General features: G+C 44.9%; 18 protein-coding genes. All 18 read right to left on the reverse strand.

The genetic code is table 11. The annotated features are described in order from the left end of the window. Positions 1-91: 91 nt before the first annotated feature. Entirely contained in the window at positions 92-1,897 is a 1,806-nt protein-coding gene (ltrA, locus tag J2X75_RS10445) for a group II intron reverse transcriptase/maturase (protein ID WP_310336194.1), read from the reverse strand. 695 nt (positions 1,898-2,592) lie between these two features. Next, positions 2,593-3,147, reverse strand: a complete 555-nt coding sequence (locus J2X75_RS10450; RefSeq protein WP_310336195.1) for a hypothetical protein — start codon at positions 3,145-3,147, stop codon at positions 2,593-2,595. After that, positions 3,144-3,542, reverse strand: coding sequence for a hypothetical protein (locus tag J2X75_RS10455; protein WP_310336197.1), 399 nt, complete (start codon positions 3,540-3,542; stop codon positions 3,144-3,146). The genes J2X75_RS10450 and J2X75_RS10455 overlap by 4 nt, the downstream gene beginning before the upstream one ends. A 16-nt stretch (positions 3,543-3,558) precedes the next feature. Beyond that, the gene (locus tag J2X75_RS10460) at positions 3,559-4,044 is read right to left on the reverse strand and encodes a hypothetical protein (RefSeq protein ID WP_062834890.1); all 486 of its coding nucleotides are present in this window, start codon (positions 4,042-4,044) and stop codon (positions 3,559-3,561) included. A 62-nt stretch (positions 4,045-4,106) separates the two neighbouring features. Then, positions 4,107-6,173, reverse strand: a complete 2,067-nt coding sequence (locus tag J2X75_RS10465; RefSeq protein WP_310336199.1) for a hypothetical protein — start codon at positions 6,171-6,173, stop codon at positions 4,107-4,109. After that, positions 6,163-7,989, reverse strand: a complete 1,827-nt coding sequence (locus J2X75_RS10470; RefSeq protein ID WP_310336200.1) for an ATPase, T2SS/T4P/T4SS family — start codon at positions 7,987-7,989, stop codon at positions 6,163-6,165. The genes J2X75_RS10465 and J2X75_RS10470 overlap by 11 nt, the downstream gene beginning before the upstream one ends. A 7-nt stretch (positions 7,990-7,996) precedes the next feature. Beyond that, on the reverse strand, positions 7,997-8,827 hold the full coding sequence (locus tag J2X75_RS10475; protein WP_310336203.1) for a CpaE/TadZ family protein: 831 nt from the start codon (positions 8,825-8,827) through the stop codon (positions 7,997-7,999). Further along, positions 8,824-9,537 carry a hypothetical protein gene (locus tag J2X75_RS10480; protein WP_310336205.1) on the reverse strand — a complete coding sequence of 238 codons (714 nt, stop codon included), beginning with the start codon at positions 9,535-9,537 and terminating at the stop codon, positions 8,824-8,826. The genes J2X75_RS10475 and J2X75_RS10480 overlap by 4 nt, the downstream gene beginning before the upstream one ends. Positions 9,538-9,612: 75 nt before the next feature. After that, positions 9,613-10,632: an SAF domain-containing protein gene (locus tag J2X75_RS10485; RefSeq protein WP_310336206.1), complete on the reverse strand. Its 1,020-nt coding sequence runs from the start codon at positions 10,630-10,632 to the stop codon at positions 9,613-9,615. A 26-nt stretch (positions 10,633-10,658) separates the two neighbouring features. Next, on the reverse strand, positions 10,659-12,137 hold the full coding sequence (locus J2X75_RS10490; RefSeq protein ID WP_310336208.1) for a serine/threonine protein kinase: 1,479 nt from the start codon (positions 12,135-12,137) through the stop codon (positions 10,659-10,661). A 181-nt stretch (positions 12,138-12,318) separates the two neighbouring features. Continuing rightward, positions 12,319-13,368: a 23S rRNA (cytidine(2498)-2'-O)-methyltransferase RlmM gene (locus tag J2X75_RS10495; RefSeq protein WP_310336210.1), complete on the reverse strand. Its 1,050-nt coding sequence runs from the start codon at positions 13,366-13,368 to the stop codon at positions 12,319-12,321. A 6-nt stretch (positions 13,369-13,374) separates the two neighbouring features. After that, on the reverse strand, positions 13,375-14,148 hold the full coding sequence (locus tag J2X75_RS10500) for an ABC transporter ATP-binding protein (RefSeq protein ID WP_310336745.1): 774 nt from the start codon (positions 14,146-14,148) through the stop codon (positions 13,375-13,377). A gap of 2 nt (positions 14,149-14,150) precedes the next feature. Next, positions 14,151-14,468 (reverse strand): thioredoxin family protein, encoded by a 318-nt coding sequence (locus J2X75_RS10505; protein ID WP_169481047.1) that lies wholly within the window; start codon positions 14,466-14,468, stop codon positions 14,151-14,153. After that, positions 14,468-14,806 (reverse strand): cyclic-phosphate processing receiver domain-containing protein, encoded by a 339-nt coding sequence (locus tag J2X75_RS10510; RefSeq protein ID WP_310336214.1) that lies wholly within the window; start codon positions 14,804-14,806, stop codon positions 14,468-14,470. Before J2X75_RS10510 ends, J2X75_RS10505 begins: the two co-directional genes overlap by 1 nt. A gap of 19 nt (positions 14,807-14,825) precedes the next feature. After that, entirely contained in the window at positions 14,826-15,674 is an 849-nt protein-coding gene (locus tag J2X75_RS10515) for a deoxyribonuclease IV (protein ID WP_310336216.1), read from the reverse strand. Then, on the reverse strand, positions 15,664-16,485 hold the full coding sequence (locus J2X75_RS10520; protein ID WP_124115279.1) for an Fpg/Nei family DNA glycosylase: 822 nt from the start codon (positions 16,483-16,485) through the stop codon (positions 15,664-15,666). The genes J2X75_RS10515 and J2X75_RS10520 overlap by 11 nt, the downstream gene beginning before the upstream one ends. A 6-nt stretch (positions 16,486-16,491) precedes the next feature. Next, positions 16,492-17,301: a TIGR01457 family HAD-type hydrolase gene (locus J2X75_RS10525; RefSeq protein ID WP_310336218.1), complete on the reverse strand. Its 810-nt coding sequence runs from the start codon at positions 17,299-17,301 to the stop codon at positions 16,492-16,494. 356 nt (positions 17,302-17,657) lie between these two features. Next, positions 17,658-18,596: a ribonuclease Z gene (gene rnz / locus J2X75_RS10530; protein ID WP_017688042.1), complete on the reverse strand. Its 939-nt coding sequence runs from the start codon at positions 18,594-18,596 to the stop codon at positions 17,658-17,660. Positions 18,597-18,633: the final 37 nt, after the last annotated feature.

Consider the following 18,633-nt stretch of genomic DNA (forward strand, 5'->3'; position numbering starts at 1 on the left):
TAGAAATAGGTAAGGATTTGATATAATCACCGCCTTTTCCCCTTCTCCGCACCGTGCGTGCGACTTTCATCGCACACGGCGCTCCATCTTTTTAGATTTTTATTACAATAGGTTCCAAGTTACTCATTTTTCGGTACAGGTTGATTTTCTGAATCGTAGAGTCTGAAAATCCAAACGGTGACATGAGTTTGACAATCGTCTCTAATTTTGTAGCATGAACGAGTTTATGGATATCTTTGTGTAGAATACGTAGATTGCTAAAATCGTCTGTCCCACCTAAGAAGATTGGCAAAAGATGATGGCAATGCACGTAATCAGCAGTTAGTAAAATGCCAGATATCTCGCATTTGCCACCCTGCATACTATACCTACTCAGTCTGTTATCCAGGTACTCAATGCTACGGTTTGGTATGTTTGACTGCATTAGTTTAATTAGTTCATATCTAATATCCGTCTTTAAATCCCTATGGAGTCTCTTTCTTCCTTCTGATGTATACGGATTTAACGTCTGCTGAAAGCATAGGTTATTAACCGTTTTTACATCTCTGAACGGAAAGAGATATACTCCGGCGACCTTGAAGGTTCTATACCTGTTCCTGTAGAACTTCTTGAAGGTTGGTGGGGCATTATCAGGATATTGGTATTTACCAATAACTTTGAGACGATTGTATGTGAATGCTTTCAGATCATAGGCAAGTCGTGAGAATTCTACACTAACATGTGTTGCACGTGAAAAGTAATTGTGTAACCCAAGTACAAAGCTATTGAAGAGAAGAGCGTTTTGAGTAATTGGTGCTTTGTGCAGATTCTTAATGCGCTCTCTTGTTTGCTTCTTGATTTCTGCTCTCTTCTTTTCATTTATACCCGTATAGGCAACTCTTCTTTTCCCTTTTTTCTCAGCCCATATTGTGAATCCCAGGAAATCGGATTTACGTTTTCTAAGGTTCACAATCTGTGATTTTTCGGGTGAGATGTCCAGTTTAAGACGGTCTCTAAGATAGAGTTTTACAGCGTGATACCACTTCTGAGCTGATTTCCAATCCCGACAAAGAATTTTAAAATCATCGGCGTACCGCACAATATATCCTTCTTTAAGATTGGTTTTCTTTAGTGCTCTAATCCTATGGTAGTCTCCTGCATAGGCGTATTGAGTTTCGAAGTTTGTCCATTGTCCTGCAACCCACTGATCCAAGTCATTTAATACTACATTTGATAGGAGAGGGGATAAGATTCCACCTTGTGGTGTGCCTTTCAACGGTATCCCTTCATCTTCTATTTCAGCTTTAAGCATCTTGCTGATAATTCGAAGAACTCTTTTATCCCTAATACCCATATTCCATAGTTGTTTCAAAAGCAATGTGTGGTTCACATTATCAAAGAATCCCTGAATATCAACATCAACAACATAATGAAGATTGGTTGTATTTATAAGATGTTGTACTCTCGCTAGAGCGTTGTGTGTAGATCTTACCGGTCTAAACCCGTAACTATGTTTATAAAAGTAAGCTTCCGCAATGGGTTCAATGATTTGTTTAAAACATTGTTGAATGATTCTGTCAACTATGCATGGAATACCTAACGGTCTTTTTTTGCCATTAGGTTTTGGTATAAGGACTCGCCTAACCTTTTTGGGTTGATAATTCAAAAGCTTGTTTCTTACGAGGCTCACACTCTCTTCTTCTGTTAGTGTCTTTATATCCTCGATGGTTTTGCCATCTGTTCCTGGTGTAAGTGAGCCTTTGTTTGATTTAATTGTTCGAAAGGCTAGGAGGATGTTCTGATTAAAGTTTATTAACCCGTATAAATTATCGAACTTTTTTCTTCCTAGTGCTTTTTCGTGTAAATCAGTAAAAGTACTCGTCATGTCGTAGTAGTCCCAGTATCGAAGAGTTTGCACTGTGGCTTCACCTCCTTACGGTGATTCCCCACGTTCCTACCTGATCGGTGCAATTCACTTTTCGGAAAAATTGTGTATTATCTAAAAAGACTTGAGGCTGTTCCTCCGCAGCCATTACAGCCACTTCATTGGTCGTGCCTCTACTCTCACAAGGATTAGTACATTTCAGCAAATTTCTGCCTTATAGTAGACGTCTAGGATGACAGTCCTTTAAATCGACGTTCCTTGCTTTCCTTGTACCTTGTGACCTAGCTATGCTTGCTAGACCTTAGGTGCCTCCTTTGAGCCTGTGGACTTGATATCGCCATTGTTCGATATAGCGTGTTTCCTAGACTACAATCGTACTCTACGCTATCCACCCTGACTTATGTCAGTACATATGTTTCCATATGTTATGAATTTAGACCCGTACATTCGGAGGTTCGTCAGGCTTTTACAACCATTCTCACCATAGCCCGCTTTTCAGCCATCCGGCATATCAGTTAGCATACCTTCTCAATAGAGTGGCTTCAGCTTCCCTTCTGCCGACTTCACCTGTGCTTCATACCCGACACGCTGTCCGTGTCACGCACGCAGGAGATTAACGGAATTGTTTCAGGATACGTGGTTCCCTCTTTCCAATTCTCGGTCGCAAAGTTGGACTTATTTAATTAAGTCCCCGCTTTTCCCGAATTGTTCGGTTATAGCGGAACAAGTCACACGTAATCTTCATTGAGGACCATACCTCCGTATGTTACAAATACTGCTGAAGCCTGAGCCGTACCACTCAACCATTCACGAATGAGCATGGAAGGTGTACGATTTGTATTTTGGAGTGTCACGGTGAAAAAATCCCCTGTCGTCATCGTATATCTTCGGCCAGGATCATCAACCGGTATCACACCTGAGGATGGGAATAGTCTTTCTCGAATCTGTGCTGCATAATATCCATCCTGCACTACCTCATAGGTCCCGTTAAAACTGTTATTGTCCATCGGGTCTGTATAATGAGGTACATATTTTTTATGTAAATGTTCCATCGACACCTCATACAGATTGCCCGTCTGGGCCAGTTGCTCCTCAAACTCAGCCAACATTCGAGGTGAAATATATCCTTTCGTTCGGACAGCATCAACTAAACGTGTTACATTCTGAACAGCCGTCATACGTGATATATCATCCTGCCGATCAGCTGTTTCAGCAGCTGGATACACATAGAGCAGAAGGACTGCGAGCAATACGGCAAGCAGCTTGGATGCGGCATTAATCAATTCATACTGGCCTCCTTCCAAAAAACAATCTTGAGCAGTTCTCCAGTTTCATTTCGTATAAACTCTGGTCTGTAGGTAGCATCGAGTTGGACAGGAATAGTCGCTGTTTTGCTGACAAGTGGATCGATCACATACGATGTCCCATCTACCTCCACAGGAATGCTAGTGCCTGTCATCTGTCTCACAGTATGCAACACTTCCACACCACTATACTGATACGGATTGGTGGTATGCAGTGTTGTTGCCAGCCGACCTTCCATGCCTGCGGTTGTCTGTACTCTGTCGTTCAAGGCCGCTGATAAAATCTTAACATTCTGTTGCCCGTACAGGCAGGCTGTCACAAACAGGACAACCGCCGTACAAAACAACATGAGATGCTGTGTATTCCGGGACATGTTAAACCAACTCCTGTCAGGATTGCTGGAAGATCAACCCTCTTACCACGTTGGATCGGTCTTTTACGATAATGGCTTTGAATTTACCACTTGGATTGACGTATTGATTGTCTTTTTCACTCATGGTCTGGTTAATAATCCCCACTTTATCGTCAGGTGCAATAACCGAGCCGTAGTCCGCATTATTGAGATCCTGTGAAATGTTTAATTGATTGCCGTACCATTGACCCGCTTTATTTTTACCTGTAATAACTTGAATACCGAACTGATCCTTGTCCGCATATTTACGCAGCGCATTCGTTACCTGTGATCCACTGATGGTTGTTCCGTCATATACCGTAAATGCAGCCTGGGACAACTCGGTTTGGATATCAGCAAAATTGTTCTGGGCCGTCTTGGTTGCCTCCTGAGCCGATATAAACAACAGAACTACAATTGTGATTAAAGCGATTGTTAAGAATATCCCTGCTGCCACCTTTAAAGCACTTGATGCATTATTCATGATAAATCCTCCCATGTTATAAGTTATTAAACTATTTCAGACTGTCACACAGATGAATTGTGCTACAGTTTCTGAATTTGTTCATAATAAATGTTCATCTGCAAGAAGCTCATACCGACCAATGGTATGACCAGGTACAAAAAAATTAGGGCATACATAGGAGTAAATCCGATGGTTCTCCCCCATGATGCTTTGACATCAATCATTTTGCTGTACTCTTGCTTGCGTTGTTCAAAATAAAATGCCATCATACTCTCAAGATCATCGAAGGCTTCACGTATTGAGATTTTGCCAAGGGCAAGCTGCAATTTATCAACCAGTCGCTGGAACTCGGGCAAGCCCGCCTCTTCCTTTAATTGTTCAAGTGCAAGCTCTGGACCATGTTCAAAATGCAACAAACATTTTTGCAGCGGACGCTTGAAAATGACGGCAAATCGATTAAGCCATTCCAATATCTCCTCGACTGACATCCTGTCCATCTCACGCAAAATGGATATCACTGTCTGGAATTGATAGATTTCATGTCGCATATCCAATCTTCGCATTTTCCGTTGAAATAACATGAGCCATACCGGCATGTAATACCCTGCTACACCCATAAGAATGGCTATAATCATTTCCCACCAGCGTACATATTGCTTGTTGTACACCTCAAGTTTCTGCATAATGCGCGTGATGGTCTCATTCTGGGCATCATGGTCTAACTGAACTGGAGATAACTGCTGTAACACTTTGGAGACTTCTTCGTATGTAGCTCCTCGGTTCATTTCTACACTTGCCAACACGGATTGATCCAACGCTGTTTTTTCCTCAGCTTTCCTGAGATCCGCTTCAGCCATTGCACCAAACATTCGATCATCGCGGATTGGATCATACAAGATGTGGTTACGTTCAACCTGGTGCAACAGCAAGATGCAACCCATTGTAAGGACCAAACAACCTGCGAATAACATCACTCGTCGAATGGCAAGCCATTCGTATTTCAACTCTGAACTGCTCTCCCTCATGAGCCGTATCGTTTGACTGTACTGTGAACTGCCAGGTTTTGCTGCAAACAACATCACCAATTTTCGTATGAAGGTCTGCCTGTACAGAAACTGATCCAACCATGAATGCTTATGCCCTGACCGGTAACGTGTCTCATCGTATTGCTGGAGCCTTTGCAGAAGCAAATAAGCAAGAATAATGATGACATAGATCGATATTTTGGTAACAAAACCGATTTTGCTGCGATAAAATTCATCCATCGTTGGGAAACTGACTCTGGCCCAGCGTTCGATTGGAGCGGTGAATAATACCGGAGCTAGCGCGATGATATTAAGTCCTTTAAGCAGGTAATCCAATTTATCACGCCGCAAAATCTCCAGATGAATCTCCTGAGTCAGGTTACCAAGTCCTTTAAGATAAATAGAGCCTTGTGCTCTGTCCTTATCCCCAAACTCCATAACCATGTAGGAAACGCCGGCAAATCCTTTGAGAAAACGGTTGGGAGCCCCTTCATAATAACGCTCAAGTGCTTCATTCGGATCTGGAGAAGTTAGAGCTTCGTAGATCAGTCTTACTTGTTCTGCTGCTTCTCCTGTACCTGCTTCAGCGGCTTCATATAGCGCTTCTTCGACCATGCCATGCTGATGATACCGATGCCTTACATCTGCAAAGAGATCCAACATCTGCACCAGCAACCTTTTTTCCATACGACTGAGGCACATATCCAATACCAGGCTGTTTAGTACCACAGCACAGAGTACGGAAAGTATTACAAAAGCGATACCCGGCTGCAGAAGAAACAGAATGACACTTATGCCTCCATAACCTCCAAGAATAATCAGAACCACTGTCATCGTCAGCCTGCGAAGTGAAGGCTCATCCCCAACATGGCGGAATGAAATACGTTTCTGCACCTGTAGAATATAAGCTGATAGCAGTGGGACTTTCATTCCAAGACGGTAGGACTGCAACAAGATTGATCCCAGTCCCTTGAATCCCTTCCCGTTAGGAGCAAAAATCACGCCGGATTGACTTGTTGAACCACCTCCTCTGTGACGTAACATACTTAAAACCAGAAGTGTGATCAGCAAACCTCCTGCACAAATACTTAATACGAGGAGCAAAATCCATTTAATTGTCATGCTGATCACCCCAGTGTTGCTTCATAAACTGTTCAAATCTCTCAGCATCCTGTAATGTCATCTGTTCTCGCATATCCATCATGCATCCAGAGGAGATTGGAGATGTTGCGACATACGCTCCATCTCTGTACTCCACAACATTATGAAATGTAAATCCTGCTCTCTCTTCCACGCTATCACCTTGATTCGCACGAGGAAGACACTCCGTAATTCGTTCGATATATCTTCGTCCCTCAGCATCTTTCTTCATATGAACATCGAAGTTAATTACACTCACAACCTGCTCCTCAGCAATATGCTCATGCTGGAACATACCTGTCTTGAGCAAGGAATTACGGAGGGAGAAGACCAGATCACGAAACGTTTTGGCATGGTGGGTAAACAGGGTGAACAGACTGGCAACCTGAGACATTTGAATCATCCATGCGGCCACCTCATCACTCGCAACCTCACCGAGAATATTGACGGTACCATCCGTTTTTTTCTGCAAATCAAGCCCTTGTTGACCTGAAATGTGTTCAGTCTCTCGGAAACTCAAAATATTACGTCGGCTATAGATCCGTCTTAATTGAAGTTCAAACGCCATCTCCTGCACCCGAAGGGTGTAAGATGCATAGATGTGTTTGACCATAGCCATAAGCAACGTCGTTTTACCAGAACCTTGGGCCCCGGTTACAGCTGTGATCCGGCTTCCTTTCATCAGGAATTGAAGTAATGTGATTGGCAGATCTGCATTGTTACCCGTAATCAATTGTTCAAGTGAAGCATTCGGAATATCGAACTTCCGGACGAAGAACGCCCACGATTCTGCAAAAGGAGGTCTAACAACTACGACACGGGAGCCGTCTTTCATCTCGTTCACCTTGTAGCCACTTGCTTCCGACAATTGTCCAGGATAATTGTATTTGTATATATTCTGGCATACCCTTTTCAGTTCACGAATACTGCCGAAGGACAGAAAGGATAGATGAATGGACTTACCTTTATAGAAAATCCAGACACTTTCCATGCCGCTAAGCGGTTCTTCATGTGCATCATCCTCCAGTCCTTGATCCAGCAAATCATTCCATGATGCCGGTTTTCGAAGTCCCATATTATGAACAGCATCAAGCATACCGCTGACACCACCACTAACACCGTCAATACGCTGGTCCCTTATCTCATCAACAACCGAGAAACCTTTATAATGCTGGTAGATACGTTGCACGATGATATCCGTCTTTTCTCTGAATCCAAGCTCTCGATATTCGCACTCGAAAACATACTGAATATCCTCCTCAGAGATATAATAACTTCCTCCATCGTCCGTACCTTCCTCCATTCTCAGTCTGCCAAGATCGTAGGTATCAATCATTCGGGAGAGTGCATCCATACCGAATTGCTGTCGGTACAGATAAAACACAATTTCGAATCGGTCCTGGATCGTCAACAAATCTGGTTCTGCAAACAAAATAACTTCATCTACATTTGACTTGTTCAGCCCTATGCTTCGAGTCAGCAGATCCCCTATCAGATTTTTGACATACGTTTTGTCGCTGATACTGCCTGAGACACAGCCCTTCAGCGCTTTTCTCATTTCGGCACGTTGATTGATTCTTCGTCGATATTCTTCTTCATGCAGACCCGCATCCGCGAGCTGACTATGACTAAGCTCATGAAGTGAGTTCTTCACCTTCTCAATCAACATATCAATTGTGAATGATTCCTGTTCAGGAACACGAGCATTCTTTTCACGAAGAAACGTTTTATACTTGAACCAGATATAAGTCAGGCACAGAATTAAAATCAAACTTATCCATATGGTATTCCAGAGCATCGGAGGTTCAGGCTCCCCTTTCCAGCCTCTTCAGAACTGTGCGCATACCTGCACCGTCCATAATCAGGCGAGCGAGTTCGCTCATACTTGCAGCAAAGCTCCCTTTACGAATATCCTTATCCTCAGTCAAACTTTCCAACTGCAAGTATCTAGCGACATCTCGCCGATTCATTGCATCCAGGTATCCGGTTGTGTACGGTATCGCAGATATCGTACCTTTGTATTTGAACTGGCGCCGAATATTGGAAAGCGTTGCACGGGAATGCAAATCGTATTTGTTAATTACAACATGTATATTCTTATTGTTCATTCGTTCTGGCAGGATCTCTTCAAAGAAAAACTCCAGATTTCGCATATTTTGATCGAGATTAATTACAACATAGTCCGCCTGTTGCAGCTTGAGCTGTGAATCGACACCAGCATGATGCGCATCCAGAAGAACCAGATCATAATACTCGTTAGCTACTTTCAGCAGCTTTTTCACAGTCTCATCATGTTCCTGCGGGGAACGTTCCATCTCATCAGTTCTTCCGGTTAGGAAATCAAGTCTTTCCTTCAGAAGTGGCTTGGTATAATCCCTGAGATTGTGCTTATTCAGGCTTCCGCTCGAATGCAGCCGTTCAATCGCATCCCAGCCACCCTCTTCGAAGGAGAACATAAAATCCGCTGAATCCGTATCTTTGGACGGTAGAGCAGCTTCTGTGCCAGTACCGGCAATGCCTGCATTAACAAGTAACACTCTTGTCCTGTAGTGAAGCGACATCGCATAAGCACTAATTAATGTGCTCGAAGTGCAACCTGTTCCTGCAAAAGGGCTCCAAAAGGTAATGGTGCTCATGCTCTCATCCTCTCTGCTTCTTTCATCGCACGACGACTACGAACACTTTCCCAACCTGTTAACTGCTCGACCACGCGACACAACGATTTTTTGTAATTTCGTGACAAAGGTCCAAGATGAACTCGGCGATGATGCTCATTCTCAAGCTTAACCGCAGCTGTTAACTCATCCCACGGAAGCACTAAGGATTCTCCTGTCCATGCAAACGGACTGCCCTCCAGATACGCCCACAGATAACGAGCTTCAAGCTTGCAGTCAACCCCGTTAATTAAGATCCGCTGAAATGACAGCTCACCAGGTAATGATTGTTCTTCAAGCAACCGCTTCAACCAGCCCTTGCCACGTTCCAGATTGTAACGCTCATAATCACTCACCCAGACTCTTACATCAGCATTCAGCCAGAGATTACGGGAAGCAAAGTGTGAGGTCTCCATGTCATATAACACATAGTCATAACTGTCTAATCGCTCTCCATTTACTTCAAGATGATTCTCTACAGCTGCTGAAGTGACAAAATGACAAGCGATATCAAATCCTTCAAATTCCGTAATTCGCAAAGACTGCTTACTGTCACCCACACCGTATCCATACTTCTGTTGTAAGGTTCCATCTACGAGCAAAACCTTGTTGCCTGTCGAAGCCAATATCTTGCATAGATATAACATCAGATCATTTTTCTCACATAAACCCGCAAAGATCCATGTATGCATAGATGTTACAACTCCTTTCTTTTTCTAAAAATCCTTGTTATCTGAATTATTCTAAAATAAACCTCGGATTTCGCTCTATTCTCCACCCGTTAGCAAGCTCTGTTGTTCTGTTTGTGAAGCTTCAGCAGGATCATTCACGCTTCCAGAATTAGCTCCTGCTCCGTTTCCTGAACCATCATTCCACATCACTCCATCCGACGTTGCCGGATTATTGGCTGATGGACGACTGTTATAGGTAACTGAGGATTGTGCCACATCCTGTTCAACCCCTTTTGACGGTGCTGTCACGGAGGCGGCCAGTGAACTTTCAAGCGAACTTCGCACCTGTCTGGATAACTCCTGTTCGGCTCGTCGAACAATATTCGGATCACTCTCCAGCAGTTTTAACACTTCTGAATTGGCGGGATACGTCGCTATTGCAGGTGTCTGAAACTGTGGTTCTACATAGGTTAAGGCATAGATTGAAGCTTTATGTAAATAGGCATCTACAATTGCACTTGAGAGTGACAGAATCTCTTCCTCCGTCATCGTAATCCATAAGGTAGCTGCATTGAGTCGTTCCACTTTTTTCTTCGATAAGAGAACATAGTCATGTCCGGTAGGGAATTGGATACGAACATCAATAATATCTCCCTTAACAAGTGAGGACGGCAGTAATACAACTTGCAGCTCTCGATTTCTTAAATCGGGCGGAGCCGGTGCATCCTCATACACCATCTCGGTGGTAATGGCTGTTCCTTTTTTCAACTCTATTTTGGCCACTTGGCCGTCGATCTGCTTGGTACTGGACCAGAGATTTCGCGGTGCTTGTGCATCCGGAACAGCAATGAGCTTCAGATCCTCCGGTAATATCGGTTCACCTGCTTCAATATCCCGAATCGTAACCCATCCTTGTGCTCCCGAATCCCATTGTTGCTTTAACTCAGCTTCCTTTTCCTCATATGCCGATAAATAACGGGCTTCTACAGCTGACCTGACATCCCCCATCGTTTTGACATTGTAAATAACATATCCTCCGAACACCAATCCTACAGCTCCTGCTCCGATAAGTCCGGCATAGATCAGTTGACGGCTTTGTTTTCTTAATTTAGACAAAAGAGGCTCTCCTTTCGTAATCTCTTCTAATCATGTACTTTCCTTCGTGAAAAGAACGAACGTTTCTTGGGTTGTTGTGCCATCATATGCGTTAAAATATGAGAAAACACTTTATCCATCTGTGCGTTCTTGTCAAAAGGATCAATATGTAACGGCAGCCCATATACACTCGGTGTATCCAGAGCTTTACGAATGCGCTGAACAGCTTCACTTGCTGCCAGGGGCAGACAATATATCCATTTCTCTCGTGGATACCGATGATGTGATCGAACAAAAGCACCAATCTCCGCCTGTCTCCATTCGGCACCTGAGCCTATAACAATAGGTAGATCTGCACGCAGGAATTCTTCCAGCCGGTTCTGGTCCTGACCACTACCAAGATCCATCACGATGAACTGATAACTCCCCCCAAGCAAAGACAAAATATCCGCTCGCCCGGATTGTTTCCAATAATGCACACCATCCACTGCAAACTGTCTGCCTGCTGGCACCGGTTTACCCGATTGAGCGATTTGTTGAATCCTTGCAAAGGATTGAGAACGAGGTGACATTTCAATCACAGCTACTTTGAAGTTTTGCCTTTCGAGATAATGACTGATAGCTATAGCCGTGTGGGTAACCCCTACACCAGATGAAGCCCCAGTCAAGGCAATAACTCTTGTTCCGCCATTCAAGGTCATGGTTGCATCTCCACCAGGCGTTATTCCACCGGGTATTCGGAGCAGTTCCTTCCGCACCTCATCGGCAGATTGGAATCGCTCCTCGGCATTATATCTTAACAATCTTCTTGCCACAGGGATGTACGTCCGTGGAACATCGCTCCGGATAGAACTTTCCACACCCTGAATCCATTCCGTATAGGCCCCTCTTGTCATAAGATACAGCAGCAATGCTCCGAGTCCATATAGATCTGAACGCGCATCGGTCTGACCCGAGCCATATTGTTCTGGAGCGGCGAAACCAGCGGTTCCCAACTTAACGGTATCTTCGGCACTTTGCGGTTTGTAACTTCTGGCGATGCCAAAATCAATTAATCTTACTTCATGTTCCGGAGTGATCATGATGTTTGATGGTTTCAGATCCCTATAGATCACAGGTGGATTCAGATTATGCAAATAACTCAACACATCGAGCAATTGAAGTACAAGCTCCGTCAACTGCTCCATCGGGATCTTCCCACGACACTGCTTGAAATACTCACTGAGCGTTAACCCGTCGATGTATTCCATCACCAAGTACGTGTACCCATCTTCATCCGGGACAAAAAAATCAACAATTTGCGGCAATCTTGGATGGCGAAGTGATGTCAGAAGAGCGGCCTCCGTCTCCATACTGCCTTCATATGGCATAATCGTTACGCTTTCTTTAATTGCCCATATCTTGCCCGGCAACTTCAGATCCTCCGCCTCGTATACATGGCTCATTCCGCCTGTTCCCAGAATGGATACGATACGATATCTACCTCCCAGCAGGCTTCCGCGTTCCAGCCTGGCCGGTTGTCTCATACCAATTCCTCCTTCATTACACAACAAAAAAGGGAAAGCTTCACCGAAGTAGAACAGACCGGATATCCGGTTTTGTTCACTTCGGGATGCTTTCCCTCAGGTTTGTTATGGTTAATATTGGTATCATTATAGTACAGGCAGGAATAGATTGTAAAGCACAAAATTTAATGTGCTTAATCTCTTAATATTTGACCATATAAAGTGTAATCTCTTCCCGGTTATGGAACAACTGCTTGGAACGTTGAATCTGCATCCGCGAACGCTCAAACGTATCAATCACATCTTTAATGAGTGCGAGCGGCTTTTTATGCAATAACTTCACGGTAACAATCGCTGTTCCCCCAGGTTGCAGACTGTATAGAAGGTCTGATACAAGTCGGCTCATCAGCTTCGGACTCCAACTCATATCACATACGAGCAGGTCGAATTCTCCTTCGCGGAAACGAACATCCCCTGCATTCTTTTTCAAGAAAGTCAGTTTGGGTGATGCCAGCAGCGTTGCATCCATCTTCGCCGGATCTACCGCGGTAACTTCAAGCCCACGTTCAAGCAGGAAGGAGGTCCATCCACCTGGTGCTGCACCGATATCAAGTGCTTTATGAAATGAAGTAAAGTCAATGCCAAACGTTTGCTCGGCTTCAAGCAATTTGAACTTAGCACGCGAGATCTGCCCATCTTCTTTTTGAAAACGTACGGCCCCCCCGCTCCAGTCTGACAGGTTCTGTTCAGGTCTGGATACGCCAGCATACAACATATCATTCGCAGCAAATACAGAAATGACATATTCAGCATCACGTACAACCCATTCACAGCCTAGCTCATCCAGCTTTTCAGTTAGCAGTTGCTTCAATGAGGCTGCGTTTTCTTGCCAAAAGGACCCTTCTGTCTTCCTTACCTGCAATACGACAGGGGTGCCGGACAATTCCTTATGATTTAGGACGAATGCTATCAATTTCTCAATAGACTGTTCCGAATCTTCTGTATTCTCCTGAAACTGAACAGGCTGAATATGACGTAAAAAAATTGGATACTCTTCCCACAGCTTACCTGCAACTTCTTCCTCCGCTACAGGCAGACCCGCAAGCAAAATTTCTCCTGGTACAAGTACTGTGCTCTTGACCGCACCAAACGTACGGCGCAACTCTTCCTGAGCATAAGGGGCAAAGCCATGATTGGCTGTGCATATAAAACGGGAGAAGTTGCCTTCTTCCCAAGACGATTGTGTACTCAAATTGTGTTACCCTCCAGAACGTACGCGTATCCAAGGACGACCGTCATCCCACTGGATATCGACAGGGACATCGTACGTATGCTTAATTGTATCTTGTGTCAAAACTTCATGCTTAGGGCCTGCCGCAGCAATACGTCCATCGCGGATCAAGGCCACATGCGTAAACAAAGGTACGATCTCTTCAACATGATGTGTTACATACACAACTGTAATGTTATGCTGGCGCAGACGATCAATCTCAGCCAGCATTTTCTCACGTTCATATAAGTCTAGCCCGGCACAAGGCTCGTCCATAATCAACAATTTTGGCTCAGCCATTAATGAACGAGCAAGCATGACTTTTTTGCGCTCTCCCTGGGATAACGTTCCAAGCGGGTTGTTAGCCAGGTTGGCAAAGCCCATATCATCCAACAAACTCATCGCCTTGGCTTTCACTTCATCAGGAATCGTCTGATAAAAACGCAAAAAAGCGTACGCTCCTGTAGCGACGACCTCCCATACCGGATCTCTGGGTGTGAGTTTCTCAATCAACGTTTGGCTGATATAACCGATTTCCTTACGTACTTCCCTGACGTCACATTGTCCATACAGATTACCGAGTACTTCAATACGTCCCTGGCTTGGAAACATATATCCGTTCATCATTTCCAACAACGTTGTTTTGCCAGAACCATTCCGGCCCAGAATAACCCAATGTTCGCCTTGTTCAATGTGCAAATGTACGTTATCCAAAATCTGATTCTCTTCTCGTCTAAGTGAGACATGTTCCATCGAGATTATACTCATTTCAGCACCACCTTCCGGATCTCCGAGAGCAAATGCTCCACAGAGCTCATCCGATAAACCATTTTTGGAACATCTTGTTGGCCATCAAAAAGCATCACTGCTGGAACGCTTGAAATTTGAAATTGTTGTACAAGTTCAGGAATATCATGAATGTTCATTTCAGATAAAATACCTTCTGGCAGCATGTGCTCTACTACCTCTAACATACGGCGTGCTGCCGCACATGTCCCACATAAAGGGGTATATATAAATACAGCCTGTGGCATGCCTTCCCATACGCCGCGCATTAACATTTTGGATGTAATTGGCTTCATTAACTTTCTTCTCCCGCAGCAACACGCAGCATGACCTCACCCGTCATTGGACCATTATGAATGGTTACCGAATCCGGTTTATTGCTGTATAACATCTCGTACATTTGGCGTTTTCCAAACATACTGGACGTATGCAAATAGATCTCACGTGGAAATAAACCTTCTCGTACAATGGATGCCGCGACCTCACCGCCATTGGGAGAATCCGGACCAAGCTCATAATCCAGAGACAAAATGTCCACATCACCATCTCTTAGCAGCATCAGGCACTCTTCTGCATTCGTTGCCAGAACAAATCCTTTCGGACAGGCCCGATAGTCATCCAAAAAAACATGCATACAATCGCTCCTCTCCCCATTATAACCAGGAACGCATGAGCGCTATATCATCATGGTGCGTTCCATCTTCGCCCGTTTCTGTCTCGAGCACAACAACCGCTTTTTGGAACTCAGGCGCAGTTAACAATGCTTTCATTGATTCATCTCCGATATATCCCTGTCCGATCCTCGCATGTCTATCCTTACACGAACCAGACGCATATTTGGAATCATTAAAATGTATAGCAGCAACATTATCCCAATATCCAAGCATCCTGCCCTTATCAAGCATCGCCGCTTCGTTGCCTGACGACCACAAACCTGAAGCAAAAGCATGGCATGTGTCAAAACAAAAAGCAATATGCTCCGGATATCGGCTTAATTTGCGAATCTGTATCATTTCTTCCATTGTCGTGCCCATCGGGCCATGATCACCTGCCTGATTTTCAATCAGCACCTTCGAATGTCCATTCCAATTCTCCAAGGCGGTATCCAAACAATGAATGAGGTTCTGATAACCCTCCAGCGGATCGTTTGTTTTGATATGTCCAAAATGGACCACCGTCCCAACAGAACCGCAAGCATTTGAAATTTCAAGATCATTGCGAATAGAAGCTATTGTAGCATGAAACCCCGCCTCTCCACGGGTCATGCCCAACGCCGGATTCGTAGGATAGGGTGAATGCGCAATCGAAGCAAGTCCATGCTGTTCACACCAATCCCTGCACTTCTCAGCATCCTTGAGGTCCAGACTTTTCAGGCTGAGACTACGCGGGTTCTTCGGAAAATACTGAAACGCCGTTGCCCCCATCTCATACGCTCTCTTGGCAGCCTGAAGAAATCCACCTCTGGTGCTGACATGTGCCCCGATACCAGTTTTAGGCCTCATGCTGGCATTTCGGACAGAAGAACGCCTTCTTGCCCGTAATTTCCACTCGTTCAATTGTTCCCCCGCAGCGCGGACAAGTCTCGCCTTCCCGATCGTACACTCGACATTGCTCGTCAAAACTTCCTGTCTTCGTATCCCCTTGCATCAGTGGCATTTCCATATAGCCACCCTCAGAAGCTGCTTCACGCAACACGGACTGCATCGAATGGAACAAGCGCTCCGTCAGCTCAGGTGAAGTCGCGATGTTCTGCGTTTTGGAGCTTGGTCTCAGACCAGCAGCAAAAGCAATCTCATCCGAATAACAGTTGCCAATCCCTGCAATGATATGCTGGTTTACCAATGTTGTCTTAAGTGTACCCCGACGACCTTTCAACAGAGAAGCAAAACGTTCCACGTTCATCCGTCGATCCAATGGTTCAGGCCCAAGATCAGACATCGCCTCTTCGGTTTCTTTCGAAGTAAGCAGATGTAAATAACCCAAGCGCAGTCCAATAAAGAATAAAATGTGATCGCCAAACTGGATTTCCACTTGCGTGGAACGATCAGGGCGTTCCTCTTCCGTGCCCCAGAAAATCATACCACCCAACATGAGGTGCAGCACCAGACGTTTACCATTAGCCAAGTGGAAAATCAAATGCTTCGCTCGGCGCTCAACAAATATGATGCGATTACCTGTAAGTTCATTGATGAACAGATCAGGCTCCGTATTTATCGTTTTATCGCGATTAATTACAACACCTGTAATCGGTAGATCAAGTATTTTCTCGGACAGCAAAGTCCGGTAATTTTCCATTTCCGGTAGTTCCGGCATCGTACATTACCCCTTTTTGGAAGCTTGGTCTGCCTCTTGCGACAGCCACTCCATCAATTTATGCAAATCTTCAAACACATGATCAGGTCGAGCCTTGGCTGCTTGTATGTGTCCATCCATATTATCCCGTGTTGTCACACCGGTAAGTACCAACAGCGTCTCACACCCTGCTGCCACTCCAGCTGCAATATCGGTTCGCATATTATCTCCGATCACTGCCACTTCATGAGACGCCAGGTTTAGCCGGCTAATGGCCGACTTCATTATAACACTCGATGGCTTGCCTATAACTGTAGGATGAACTCCGGTCGCGGCTTCAATTGCTGCTCCAATAGTCCCCGCCCCAGGTGTCAGTCCATCATCGGAAGGAAGCTGCAGATCCGGGTTGGTCATGATGAATTTTGAACCCGCATTAATCCACCTTAGCGCCTTGGTCAGTTTATGATAGGAAAATTCACGATCAATCCCCTGTATCACGTAATCTGGTGCCTCTTCTGTCAGCTGTAGTCCTGCTTTTTCTATGGCTTCCAGCAGTCCTGCTTCTCCAATACATGCCACTTTTGCACCCGGGGACTCTTCAGCAACATATTCAGCAGCCGCCACAGCAGAAGTACATACTTGAGACGCGTCGGCAGGTATGCCCATCCCGTTCAGATGATCTGCCACACCTTGTGGTGTACGGGAAGAATTATTTGTTACGAATAAATACGGCTTTCCTAGCTCTTGCAGTGTTCGAATAAGCTGATCGGCTCCTTCGATACGATGTCTGCCATGATAGAGCGTACCATCCAAGTCAATCAGATAGGCCTTAATCACACACAGCACTTCCTTTCTTCATTCCATTAACGTTTCATGTCCTTAATCATTTACCTCGAACTTGAACGCGAACCTATGTATTCAGGAAAAAAATAATGGGTTGCTGACATATGCACGCAACAAGTCGAACCGGATCGAACACCGACGGTTTAACTCGCGCGTCTTCTGTACAAGCTTGTCATTTCCTGCGCTTTCCCGGAAAATAATTTGAATCATTTCCCTCTTCATATTGCCCATCCTACACGCTTTCTGACCAGATTGCAAAAGGGACCGCGGGAGTTCCTCTCCCTCAGTCCCGTGCAATTACCCGGATCTTTATATGACGTGTTTAACCGTGCACTGGTTCGCAATCAGGTTTAAGATTCTTGCTTGCGATGCACGACAGGAATAAGCTGGTGTTCGTTTGCAAGTCTGGTATTCGGGAATACGGACTGCGCCTCTTCCAAAAGTGGCTGAAGTTGATCCTCGTCCTTATAGCGTGAACTGAAGTGAGTCATAATTAGTTGCCCTACATTGGCTGCTCTAGCCGCTTCTGCCGCTTGTTTAGAAGTACTATGATAGTACTCATGCGCTGTATCGGCCAAATCATGCATGAATGTAGCTTCATGCACAAGTACATCTGCATTAATGGAAAGTGGCTGTACGTTGTCACATGGACGTGTATCACCTAATATAGTGATCACCATGCCTCGTTTTGGCGCTCCCAATACATCTTCTGGACGAAGCGAATCACCGTTATCCAACGTAATGGTTTCTCCACGTTTCAACCGGCCGAACAATGGGCCTGGTTTCAAACCGTATTCCGCCAGTTTGGCTGGGTCCAGGCTTCCTGGACGATCTTTTTCCGTAATCCGATATCCATAGCTGTCAATCCGATGCTCAAGCAAAGCAGCTTCCACGATAAAACTGTCATCCTCGAACAGGACGCCGCCCGTATGTTCCACGATATTCAAATCATAGTTAACCCGGGATTGGCTAAGCTCCATTGTTGTACTGATCATTCGTTCCGTACCTGGCGGACCATATACGGTTAATGGTGTGGTGCCACCTTGATAGGCTCTGCTCGAAAGCAGTCCTGGAAGTCCAAATACATGATCACCATGCAGGTGAGTAATGAATATTTTCTCCAATTTGCTCAGTTTAAGCGGAGAACTTAAAATCTGGTGCTGCGTTCCTTCCCCGCAGTCAAACAACCACAAAGCTCTGCGCTCATCCAACATGCGTAGCCCAATGGAAGTTACATTCCGTTGAAGCGTAGGTACACCAGCATTAGTTCCCAGGAAATATAGTTCCATTCTGGATCGCACCTCTTTCTGTTGCCAGCAAAAAACC

Origin of the sequence: Paenibacillus sp. 2003, from assembly GCF_031455635.1 — a bacterium.
Taxonomy (GTDB): domain Bacteria; phylum Bacillota; class Bacilli; order Paenibacillales; family Paenibacillaceae; genus Paenibacillus; species Paenibacillus amylolyticus_B.

What these genes read in the sequence shown, in the direction of transcription:
- J2X75_RS10510 (WP_310336214.1), bottom strand. Translation starts at nt 14,806, where the DNA reads ATGCATGTTTTTTTGGATGACTATCGGGCCTGTCCGAAAGGATTTGTT.
- J2X75_RS10470 (WP_310336200.1), bottom strand. Translation starts at nt 7,989, where the DNA reads ATGCTCTGGAATACCATATGGATAAGTTTGATTTTAATTCTGTGCCTG.
- J2X75_RS10520 (WP_124115279.1), bottom strand. Translation starts at nt 16,485, where the DNA reads ATGCCGGAACTACCGGAAATGGAAAATTACCGGACTTTGCTGTCCGAG.
- J2X75_RS10505 (WP_169481047.1), bottom strand. Translation starts at nt 14,468, where the DNA reads ATGAAGCCAATTACATCCAAAATGTTAATGCGCGGCGTATGGGAAGGC.
- rnz (WP_017688042.1), bottom strand. Translation starts at nt 18,596, where the DNA reads ATGGAACTATATTTCCTGGGAACTAATGCTGGTGTACCTACGCTTCAA.
- J2X75_RS10460 (WP_062834890.1), bottom strand. Translation starts at nt 4,044, where the DNA reads ATGAATAATGCATCAAGTGCTTTAAAGGTGGCAGCAGGGATATTCTTA.
- J2X75_RS10480 (WP_310336205.1), bottom strand. Translation starts at nt 9,537, where the DNA reads ATGCATACATGGATCTTTGCGGGTTTATGTGAGAAAAATGATCTGATG.
- J2X75_RS10455 (WP_310336197.1), bottom strand. Translation starts at nt 3,542, where the DNA reads ATGTCCCGGAATACACAGCATCTCATGTTGTTTTGTACGGCGGTTGTC.
- J2X75_RS10465 (WP_310336199.1), bottom strand. Translation starts at nt 6,173, where the DNA reads ATGACAATTAAATGGATTTTGCTCCTCGTATTAAGTATTTGTGCAGGA.
- J2X75_RS10475 (WP_310336203.1), bottom strand. Translation starts at nt 8,827, where the DNA reads ATGAGCACCATTACCTTTTGGAGCCCTTTTGCAGGAACAGGTTGCACT.
- J2X75_RS10515 (WP_310336216.1), bottom strand. Translation starts at nt 15,674, where the DNA reads ATGAGGCCTAAAACTGGTATCGGGGCACATGTCAGCACCAGAGGTGGA.
- J2X75_RS10490 (WP_310336208.1), bottom strand. Translation starts at nt 12,137, where the DNA reads ATGAGACAACCGGCCAGGCTGGAACGCGGAAGCCTGCTGGGAGGTAGA.